The sequence below is a fragment of the Ruminiclostridium papyrosolvens C7 genome (genome assembly GCF_000421965.1).
Taxonomy (GTDB): Bacteria; Bacillota; Clostridia; order Acetivibrionales; family DSM-1351; genus Ruminiclostridium; species Ruminiclostridium papyrosolvens_A.
In genome coordinates this window covers 55972-64461 of sequence record NZ_ATAY01000033.1, presented here as the reverse complement: position 1 = coordinate 64461, position 8490 = coordinate 55972, and the positions used below count along the sequence as shown (strand labels likewise).

Here is an 8490-nt window from a genome sequence, read left to right as displayed (position 1 = left end):
GGAGCAGGGTTTTTTATGCTTGAAAATATTTTTTATATATGTAAAAATTACTATTAATATATTAAGGTAGTGGTATTGTTTTTTAAAATAAAGGTAATTATTCTTAATAAACATATGATACAGAGAGGAGAAAAAAATGAGACTGATAACAGCAGGTTTTGCACTTCTTACATATGCTTTTCTGAATTATTACATCGGGTTGAGAGGGCTAAAATCCATAAATACAAAGGTTCCCGTAAATAAGTATGCATACTGGGTTATTATTGCCTTACTTGCATCTACGTATTTTGTGGGAATGATAGGAGGCAAATACCTACCGGACAGGCTCGGACATGCAGTTAACACAGTGGGAGGCTACTGGCTGGCTGCATTTGTGTATTTTATAGGAATTGTTGTCATACTGGATGTTTTCCGAATTCTTGGAAGAAAGCTGAATATTCTTCCGGGTTTCCTAAGAGACAGAACCTGGCTTGTGGCAGCTGCGGTAGTTTTATTTGTAGGAATTATACTTGCTGTTGGAACGTACAATGCAGTTGTGCCGAGGATTGTTTCATATAATGTTAGTATTGATAAAAAGGCAGGAGATATGGAGCAACTGAAATGTGCCATGATTTCAGACGTACATCTTGGAGATACTATTGGCAGAGAAAGGCTTCGTACGGCAGTAGAGAAGATTAATTCCTTAAATCCGGATATAGCTGTTATAACAGGGGATTTAATTGACAGAGAAATAGAACCCGTAAGAAAGGCGAATATGCTGGAGGAACTAAAAGGACTTAAGACTAGATTCGGTGCTTATGTCATAATGGGAAATCATGAGTATTATTCAAATGATGTTAAAGAGATAACCAGAATGTATGAGGAAAGCGGACTGGTTGTTCTAAGAGATAAATATGTTACGGTAAACAACAGCTTTTATCTGGTAGGGCGGGAGGATTATATGGCTGACACCAGCGGTTACCATAGAGAGAAACTTAGTAACCTTTTGGATGGTGTAGATAAAAGTCTGCCCGTTATAGTCCTTGACCATCAGCCCAAAGACCTGTCGGAATCAAGGGCCGAAGGTGTGGATTTGCAGCTTTCAGGCCATACACATGGGGGGCAGTTTTTTCCCATAAGTCTTGTAACCAAAGGCATTTTTGAGGAGGATAACGGTTATCTGAAGGACGGTAATTTTAATCTTATAGTATCCTGCGGATACGGAACATGGGGCCCCACAGTCCGTATCGGAAGCAGGTCAGAAGTCCTCGATATAAATATTAATTTTCCTTATTCTTCTTAAAACTGAACTTTGCTGTTTTTTGAGGCTTTTCACCTTCATTGGGCATGTCAAGGTTAAGTGCTTCTGCATATTTGGGGTAGTACATTTCAATTATATTTTTAATTGTAATCTTAATTGCGGAATACAGAGGAATTACTATTATCAAACCTATAAATCCAAATATGGGTATTATACCCATTAATAGCAGAATGACTGTCAGAGGGTGGATGTCCATACTCTTTTTCATTACCTGAGGTGAAATAAAATTATTATCTATCTGCTGAACAATAGTCATTACTATAAATATCTTTATTGCCATGAAAGGGTTGTCTGCCAGTGACAAAAGTATGGCAGGGATGATTCCAATCCATGGGCCGAAGAATGGAATAATACATGTAATCATGGCGAATATTGCCAGTAACAATGAGTATTTCAAGCCTATAATCAGATAGCCGATATACATCAGAAGCCCTATAAAGAAAGCTACCAGAAGCTGACCTGCAATATAATTTGACAGTACAAAATCTATATCTGTTAAAATCTTTCTCATTTTGTCTTTTTGAGAAGCAGGAAAAAATCTAACTACACTGGGCATGAATTTGTGTCCGTCTTTTAAGAAATAAAACAAAATGACCGGCAAAATAATAATTACTGAACCGATATTTGTAATAGCGCCTATAAAGTTAATTGTGTTTTTTCCTACGCTTTTGGCAGCACTTTGCAGAAAATTGGAAACTTTATCTGCTATATCAGAGGTCTGAAAATTTGAATCATTAAAATAACTTAGCAAATTGCTTGTAAGAAGATTATTTACAGTATTTTCAGCCTTTTCATACAAGAACGGCAGACTCTTTGCAAAGTCGTTAAACTGGGATTTAATAATTGACCCGGTATAGGAACTTAATAATATCAATGCAGATAGAACAATAACAAAAGCAAGGATTATGGCCCATATATGAGGAATCCTGCCCTTTTCCAGCATTTCAACTATTGGTCTCAGGATATAGTATAACAACCCTCCGAAGAGTATCGGGAAGATTATTGAGTATACAAAGCTCTGAAAGGGTGAGATAAAGAAATTTATCTTCCCGAACATATATATTATAATCAAAGCAAGGAGCAGGTAACAACCGTATCTGAAAAGCTTGCTCTTTAATAGACTGCTGTTATTGTTTGAATCCATAAATTATACCTCTTGAAATATAGTTTTATAGCCTGTCACAGCTACATAAATTATAAAATTAATTATAGTATTATTCAACCTAATATTTGGCTATCTCGTACAAAGGCCCTTGCAGTATCATGGGACTTTTATCCTTGTCCAACCATTTTACGATTTCTAACAGATTTTGTCTGTCTGCTGAAACACAGCCGTTTGTGTATTTTATAGAGACTGTCGGATTAGCTATATGAAAAAATATCGCACTACCTTTATTTTTAACTCTTGCATAATTGTACTCAATATTAATAAATATATCATAGACACCATTCTTAACTTTGCTGAAGTTTTCAGAAGATTTCCATCTTCCTTTAACAGGCTCACGTTGTTGTGTATTATAATATTTTGACCCCGGATCGTCCACCCATACATCCTTTGAGTCATATTTATAAATATTTAGTCCGGTTTCAGGGAGAAGCCTTCTCGGTGAAATTATCAAAGCCTGTCGGCATTTTCAGCTCCTTTCCATTACTGTCTACCAGTGTGACATCAACAGCAGCACCTCTGTTGTGTTTTGAACCGGTGCCATAGGGGTTTGCCACGTATTTCTTATCAGGTGTGGCATCACACATGATTTTCTGAACAGAAAGAGGACGGTATGCATCCCAGATTTTTATTTTGTAACCCTGTTTCATAACAAGGTTGTTTGCCTTGATAAGTTTATCAAGAGTACCTTTGGTAAGAACGCAGGTGGGAGACGGATAAAGGGTTTTGCCGGTAAAATTGTTACAGGTGGCATATTTCATATCTATGAAGAAGTTCTTGGTATAGTCCTTCACAAGAACCAGTTCTTTCTTGGAGACATTCTTACCGGCAGTTGTAGATTCAACATTAACAGGATAAATAAAAATAAATGAAAACAACAATAAAAGAGAAATAAGTGACCGCATTATGTATGGCTGATATTTTGTCATATGTAAGGCTCCTCCCATTATTTTATTTTATCATAGGTTTAACATGGGGAATATCTAATTAACAAATTTTTACCAGTTTATAATCAAATATATTATAAAACAATAACATTAAGAAGTAATTATTTCGGAGGTTATTAAATGGCGTTCTCAGGCAGAACCGCAAGATATCTGAAATACATCCTGATAGGCATAGCAGCGGGAGTCGCTAACGGCCTTTTTGGGTCGGGAGGGGGAACAATAGCTGTTCCTGCAATGGTATTCCTGCTGGATGCCGACGAACACAAGGCTCATGCTACAGCACTGCTTATTATTCTGCCACTGACACTTGTGAGTGCCTATTTCTATTTGTCTCAAAATTATGTAGATTGGAACATAACATGGAAGGCAATGGTGGGAGGTGTTGTGGGAGGTGCTATAGGGGCTTTTCTTCTGAATAAATGCCCGTCAAATATTCTTCGCAAGATATTCGGAATATTTATGATACTTGCGGCAATAAGAATGATTTTTTAGGATTAATATATAAATCGGAGGGTGCTATGATAGTTATCTTAATAGGTCTTGCAGCAGGAATAATAAGCGGTATGGGTATAGGCGGGGGAGCTATCCTTATACCTGCTCTTGTAATTTTCGTTAAACCAGAGCAGCACATAGCACAAAGTGTAAACCTGCTTTTTTTTATTCCAACAGCTATTGTTGCACTTGTAATACATATAAAAAATAAAAATGTCAACTTCAGGATGGGTATACCAATAGTAATTTCGGGACTTGGGGGAGCAGTGCTGGGGTCTACGCTTGCACTTTCAATGAACGGGGCCACTTTAAAACATATTTTTGGAATATTCCTTCTTTTAATGGGTTTATATGAGATATTTGGGAAAGGCAAAGGGAAAAAGGGAAACAAAGCCTTATAATATGTAACCACATTATAAGATGTGATATAATTATGTGAAAATCTAGAAAAGGTGGTTAAAATATATGGAGCTTGGAGATATTGGACTAATCGTACATAAAATAAAAGAAAATGTTTCAAAGGTAATCGTAGGTAAAGAAGAAATAATAGATTTGTCGTTAATTTGCATAATTACGGGAGGGCATATGCTTTTAGAGGATGTTCCCGGAACAGGTAAAACAGTTTTTGCAAGAACAATAGCTGCCTCCCTTGATTGCAGCTTCAGACGTATACAGTTCACACCTGATTTGCTGCCTTCAGATGTTACAGGTATAAATTTTTACAGCCAGAAAGAAAGTAATTTTACTTTCAGGCCGGGCCCGGTATTCTCCAATATTGTGCTTGCTGATGAGATAAATCGTGCCACTCCCCGTACTCAGTCCTCTATGCTGGAATGTATGGAGGAAAAACAGGTGACAATAGACGGTGAAACCAGAAAACTTGCTGCTCCGTTTTTCGTTATAGCTACTCAGAATCCCGTAGAAATTCAGGGCACATTTCCACTGCCTGAAGCCCAGTTGGACAGGTTTTTGATTAAAACCTCAATGGGATATCCCGATACCAAGTCTTCTATAGATATTCTCAAAAGGTTCAAGGAAAACAACCCTCTTGCAGAGTTAAAGGCAGTTGTAACCGCTGCTGAAATATGTGAGGCGTCGGAGATATACTCAAAAGTAAAAGTTTCAGAGGATATAATGGAGTACATAATAAATATTGCAGAAGCAACAAGAAAACATTCAGGGGTTCATCTGGGTGTCAGCCCAAGAGGTACTTTGTCTCTTATGAAAGCCTCACAGGTTCGCGCGCTGCTTAAAAACCGTACATATGTTACACCCGATGATATTAAAGCAATGGCAGCTCCTGTTCTTGCACACAGAATAATACCAAAAGGCCTTACAGCTGACAATAGCAACCCAGGTGAGAAAATTATCAATAATATATTAGAACAGACAGCGGTTCCGCTTGAATAGGAGGAAGTATGTTATTTTTGCAGATTGCACTTGCTCTGCCGCTGCTGATTCTCATTGAAACTATCCTTTTCAAGCGCTTTTTGCTTAAAGGAGTTGTTTACCGCAGAACTATTTCGGAAACCTCCGTATTTGAGGGCGATAAAATATCAATGATTGAGGACATAGAAAACAATAGTTTTCTGCCCATTGCATGGATGAAAGCAGAATCAAGGATAAGCCCAAACCTTGAGTTCAATGCTATTAAAAATATGCAGGTTTCTCAGGGAGGATATCACAGAAGTGTTTTTTCCATAATGCCTTTTTATCGCCTGAAAAGAACCCATACGGTCACTTGCCTGAAAAGAGGGGAGTACAACGTTGGGAATGTGACGTTAACTGCAGGTGACATTCTGGGCTTTGTTACAAAAATATTATCATATGACAATGAGGTCAGACTTCTTGTCTATCCAAGTCCTCTTTCTGAAAACAGGATGGTGGACTGCTACCGTTCTCTCCAAGGGGATGCGGTTGTAAGGAGGTTCATAAACCCAGACCCGTTCCTTGTAGCTGGAGTGAGGGAGTATCAGGCAGGAGATCCTGTTTCGTCCATCAACTGGAAGTCAACGGCAAGAACCAATTCACTTCAGGTATATAAATATGACTATTCGGCAGACACAAAGCTATTAATTCTATTTAATATTGATTCCAGCAGCAGTCAGGATAATTATCCAAATGAGAAGGAATGTGAAAAAATAGAATTGGGGATTCACTTCTGTGCTTCAATTGTAGATAAGACAATCAAACAGGGTATATCTACAGGGTTTTGCTGTAACGGACACTTCAGAGACCAAAAAGAAATTGTCAATATTCCTTCTCGTTGCAGTAAGATTCAGCTTTTTACTATTTTTGAGGCCATGGCCAAACTGCAACTCCACAGAGTGGTATCCTTTTATACAATGATAAAAAACATAAAAAACAGTATTCCAAAGGATACAGATATACTTATTGTTTCTCTTTACAATGATGAAAAAATTCAGGAACAGGTTCATGAATTGAAACGTTCCGGTCATGATGTTGAGACTTGGATTATTACTGAAAGTGAGGTGGAATAATGTCAAAATTGTTGCTGCTCACTAATGTATTGCAGGGTTTAGCCTGGTTGCCCTTTAATTTTTTTATTATGCAGCTTGTACTTCCTGCAGATACTGCCCTTGTTTTATCAGTTCTAATGGTGGCGCTTGCCTTTCTGGCATCACTGATATGCAGCTTAAATATAAAAGCCTATTTGTATAATCCCGTCTCGTTGGCTGTATCAATCTTTATCGGAGTTGTCGGGGCAGGGACTGTCCTTGGCAGACTTGTTGTTACCATAATGTGCATGGTTGTTTTTATCAGTATTTGGTACAGCTTAAAAAAAGAAAGCGATTTCTCTATGCAGAGCGCAGTATTTGCACTTATCATAAATGTCATATACGGGGTAATGAACAAAGTGGCTGCTATGAGCGACAGTGTACGATATGGAAATGCAGCTATATGCATTTCAGTTATCTCAGCCGTTATACTTCTGATAGTAAGGCAGGTAGATGACTCCAGAAGCTTTGGAAAAGCCACCATGGACATAAGCAGAACCCAACGAAAGAATAACCGGATATTTGGTGGAGTAATACTTTTGGTACTTATATTAATGGGTACTTTGGGACGTGTATCTGAAATTTATAAATTTGTATTGAGCTTAATCGGAAAAATATTTAAGTTTTTAGGTATGCTGCTAAGTCCCGGAGCAACTCACGCAGAAGAAAGCCAAATGCAACAATTCCCCGGAGTAAAACCAACCTCAAGCCTGTTTGAACAAATACTAAAGGTAGTCCTTGATGTATTAGCTATAATACTGATAGCAGCTTTTACGGTTTATCTTCTGTACACTATAACAAAATTGATAATCAAGCTTATACGTAATATCGCTAGATGGCTTGCAAACAGAGAAGCAGCAGCCATAATAGTAAACGAGAACGGACTCATTGATGAAAAGCAGAGTCTTTACGGTAAAAATATAAAGAAAATCACTGACAAATTCCTTAACAGGGCAAGGGGACTATTCAGCAGGGAAGTACCTTATAACAAATTACCTGATGGGAAAGCTAAACTAAGAAGACTGTTCAGAAACTTTGTTGATAAATCAATGCAAATTGGAATTACCATAAAAAAATCTTCAACCGCAGACGAGATATCAAGAGGTGCTTCCGCCGAAGTACCTTCTGAAAGGTCGCTTAATAGTTTAATGTCTGACAACTATAATGCTGTACGTTATGGTGATATAGAGCCGTCTCCAGAGGATTTAGAGATTCTGGAAGAAAAGTTTAATATATAGGTATCCGTTGACAAAAAACTAGAAATAATATATAGTGGTTTTATATAGAACCACTATTTTTTATGAAGAGAGATGTTGAAGGTGGATATTATAGACGCTTTAATGCAGGCGGGTTTCACCAGACATGAGTCTGTTTTGTATGTTACTCTCTGCAGGGAAGGTGAGCTCACAGGATATGAAGCATCCAAGCTCACAGGGATTCCACGGTCAAATGCGTATCTTGGCCTTGCCGGCTTGTGCGACAAGGGCGGTGCTTACAAAATAAGCAGTGAAACGGCTCAATATGGTGCGGTACCTGTTAATGAGCTTGTAGAAAATCTCAAAAGAAGGTTTTCACAGATTATAAAGGTAATAGAGGAGATTCCAAAGGTCAATATTCCTAGGGATACCTTTGTAACCATTAACGGAACCCAGCAGATAGTTAATAAGATGAAAAACCTGATAAATGAAGCTCAATACAGAATATATATATCTATAGCCAGAAACCAGCTGGAGCTTGTTCACAATGAACTTATCTGTGCAAAGGAGAGAGGACTCAAAGTAGTTCTGATAACCTCTGATTGTACCGGTATGGAAGGCTTTACGTGTTATATGTCCCCCAAGAAGCCCGGAAGTGTCAGGCTTATTACAGATTCCTCAAATGTACTGACAGGCCATTTAAGTGAATTTGATGCTACAGGATTATTTTCAATGAATCAAAATATGGTTGATGTTATTAAAGATTCTTTAACTAACGAAATCAAACTGATAAATATTGAAAATAATCAGAATTGAAATAGAACCTATATAACAAAAGAGGTTTATAAATATTACAAATTAAATTAAGAGA

10 protein-coding genes are annotated in these 8490 nt (G+C 37.6%); 7 read left to right on the top strand and 3 right to left on the bottom strand.

All coding sequences use genetic code 11. The features are described from left to right. Positions 1-136 precede the first annotated feature (136 nt). The gene (locus L323_RS31710; RefSeq protein WP_020815686.1) at positions 137-1282 is read left to right on the top strand and encodes a metallophosphoesterase; all 1146 of its coding nucleotides are present in this window, start codon (positions 137-139) and stop codon (positions 1280-1282) included. Here L323_RS31710 and L323_RS31705 read toward each other — a convergent pair. The 3 genes from L323_RS31705 to L323_RS41645 all read right to left on the bottom strand — a co-directional run bounded on the left by L323_RS31705 (position 1260) and on the right by L323_RS41645 (position 3394). Further along, entirely contained in the window at positions 1260-2444 is a 1185-nt protein-coding gene (locus L323_RS31705) for an AI-2E family transporter (protein WP_020815685.1), read from the bottom strand. The genes L323_RS31710 and L323_RS31705 overlap by 23 nt on opposite strands. Before the next feature lie 79 nt (positions 2445-2523). Beyond that, positions 2524-2844 (bottom strand): L,D-transpeptidase family protein, encoded by a 321-nt coding sequence (locus L323_RS41650; protein ID WP_020815684.1) that lies wholly within the window; start codon positions 2842-2844, stop codon positions 2524-2526. Between the two features lie 43 nt (positions 2845-2887). Then, a complete protein-coding gene (locus L323_RS41645; protein WP_020815683.1) occupies positions 2888-3394 on the bottom strand; it encodes a M15 family metallopeptidase in 507 nt (168 codons plus the stop codon). A 138-nt stretch (positions 3395-3532) separates the two neighbouring features. On the opposite strand from L323_RS41645, the gene L323_RS31690 reads away from it, so the two are divergent. From L323_RS31690 to L323_RS31665, 6 genes are all read left to right on the top strand, one after another. Further along, on the top strand, positions 3533-3904 hold the full coding sequence (locus L323_RS31690) for a sulfite exporter TauE/SafE family protein (protein ID WP_020815682.1): 372 nt from the start codon (positions 3533-3535) through the stop codon (positions 3902-3904). A 26-nt stretch (positions 3905-3930) separates the two neighbouring features. Next, positions 3931-4305: a sulfite exporter TauE/SafE family protein gene (locus L323_RS31685; RefSeq protein WP_020815681.1), complete on the top strand. Its 375-nt coding sequence runs from the start codon at positions 3931-3933 to the stop codon at positions 4303-4305. Between the two features lie 64 nt (positions 4306-4369). Continuing rightward, positions 4370-5314: an AAA family ATPase gene (locus L323_RS31680; RefSeq protein WP_020815680.1), complete on the top strand. Its 945-nt coding sequence runs from the start codon at positions 4370-4372 to the stop codon at positions 5312-5314. A gap of 8 nt (positions 5315-5322) precedes the next feature. Continuing rightward, positions 5323-6405, top strand: a complete 1083-nt coding sequence (locus L323_RS31675; RefSeq protein WP_020815679.1) for a DUF58 domain-containing protein — start codon at positions 5323-5325, stop codon at positions 6403-6405. Continuing rightward, positions 6405-7661, top strand: a complete 1257-nt coding sequence (locus L323_RS31670) for a hypothetical protein (protein ID WP_020815678.1) — start codon at positions 6405-6407, stop codon at positions 7659-7661. The genes L323_RS31675 and L323_RS31670 overlap by 1 nt, the downstream gene beginning before the upstream one ends. A gap of 72 nt (positions 7662-7733) precedes the next feature. Next, on the top strand, positions 7734-8435 hold the full coding sequence (locus L323_RS31665) for a TrmB family transcriptional regulator (RefSeq protein ID WP_431602529.1): 702 nt from the start codon (positions 7734-7736) through the stop codon (positions 8433-8435). Positions 8436-8490 lie beyond the last annotated feature (55 nt).